This is a genomic window from Vibrio sp. Vb0598, from assembly GCF_033338935.1.
GTDB lineage: Bacteria > Pseudomonadota > Gammaproteobacteria > Enterobacterales > Vibrionaceae > Vibrio > Vibrio alginolyticus.
This window is the reverse complement of the sequence record NZ_JAWOTP010000075.1, coordinates 1-1,790: the sequence shown is the minus strand read 5'-3', so window position 1 is coordinate 1,790 and position 1,790 is coordinate 1. Positions and strand designations below refer to the sequence as shown.

Sequence of the window (1,790 nt, the reverse complement as noted above, 5' to 3'; positions counted from 1 at the left end):
GCAATGTTGCTTTGCGAGGTGAAATGGTTGGATCTTTCGCCATCGTGGTATCAACGTTTTCGATAACCAGAATCGCGTCATCCACCACGATACCAATCGCGAGAATCAAACCGAACAAGGTTACCGTGTTGATGGTGAATCCTGTCGCTTGCATGATGGCAAACGTACCAATCAACGAAACTGGAATCGCGACCACTGGAATTAACGTTGCTCGCGCACTGCCCAAGAATAGGTAGGTTACGGCAATAACCAGTAGAATCGCTTCGACAAGTGTTTTTACCACGCCTTTGATCGACTCAGCGACGAACACAGTCGTGTCGTAGCTGGTTTCGTAAGTCATACCTTCAGGGAAGTTTTCGCTCAAGCGTTCAAGCAGTTCCATTACTGCTTTACCACTTTCTAGTGCGTTTGCATCAGACTGAAGTGACAGAGCGACAATCGAAGCATCTTGTCCACGGCACTTACCGTTACCATCGTAGAACTTCTTACCCAGTTCAACACGTGCAACATCTTTTAGATAAACCGTAGAGCCATTTGGATTGGCACGAAGAACAACGTTTTCAAACTCGCTCACACTTTCTAAGCGACCTTTCGTCACTAGGTTAAACTGCACTTCTTGCGGGTTATTGTACGGCGCGGCACCAACACGGCCAGCAGCAACCTGAACGTTTTGCTCCGCTAAAGCAGCATATACATCCGATGTCGTTAGCTTGAGGTTGGCCATTTTTTCTGGGTCCAACCACACGCGCATCGCATATTCACCACCACCAATTACATTTACTTCGCTGATGCCTTTCGCACGCGCCAACTGATCTTTTACGTTCAAGTTGATGTAGTTAATTAAGAATTGGTCATCGTACTTGCCGTCTGGTGAATAGAAGTTCAGAACCATCAATAGGTCAGGAGAACGCTTTTTCACCGTCACGCCGACCATGCGCACTTCCTGAGGCAGTTTTGACTCAATCTGTGCCACTCGGTTTTGCACGTTCACCTGCGCCATATCTGGGTCGGTACCAACATCAAACGTAACGTTTAAGCTGTACGAACCATCGTTAGCACTTTTCGAAGACATGTAAATCATGTTTTCTACGCCGTTCACCGATGTCTCTATCGGATCGGCGATGGCCTGTTCAACCACTTCGGCACTTGCACCAGTGTAGTACGCCGTTACGCTAACCGACGGTGGACTAATTTGCGGATATTCAGCCACTGGCAAAATCGCCAACGAAATGGCACCAGCCAACGTCAGGATGATCGAAATGACCAGCGCGAACTTAGGTCTTTGTATAAAGAAACGACTTAACATGTGACCTCCTACTGTTTGTCTTCAGTTGGAGTTTGAACACGCACTTCTACGCCATTACGAACACGCTGTAGACCTTGTGTGATAACAGCTTCACCTTTCTCAAGACCTTCGCGAATGATGATGCCCTGCTCGACTTGCGGGCCAAGTTCTACATTGCGACGCTCAGCGACGTTGCCTTCCGTTGTCACCATCACGAAGTCACCTTCTAGGTCAGTTTGCACCGCACGACGAGGCACGACGATGACATCTCGCGTATTCTTATCACGTAAGTTGACTTTGATGTGCTGGCCAGGAAGCAGTTTGTGTTCTGGGTTTGGCACCAACGCACGCATAGCAATCGTGCCCGTTTTGGTATCAATACGGTTACCCAAGAAATCAAGCTGACCTAGATGTTCGAAAAACTGGCCGTTTTCTAGCTCTAGTTGCACTTCCACACCGTTCGACTCGGCCGAACCATCGCCTTTAATTCGATCCATGCCCATCG

General features: G+C 48.3%; 2 pseudogenes. Both read right to left on the bottom strand.

The features are described from left to right. Positions 1-1,306, bottom strand: a pseudogene (gene vmeZ, locus R7Q38_RS22990) (multidrug efflux RND transporter permease subunit VmeZ); the annotation flags it as partial. Positions 1,307-1,314: 8 nt separating this feature from the next. Continuing rightward, a pseudogene (gene vmeY / locus R7Q38_RS22985) lies at positions 1,315-1,790 on the bottom strand (multidrug efflux RND transporter periplasmic adaptor subunit VmeY); the annotation flags it as partial.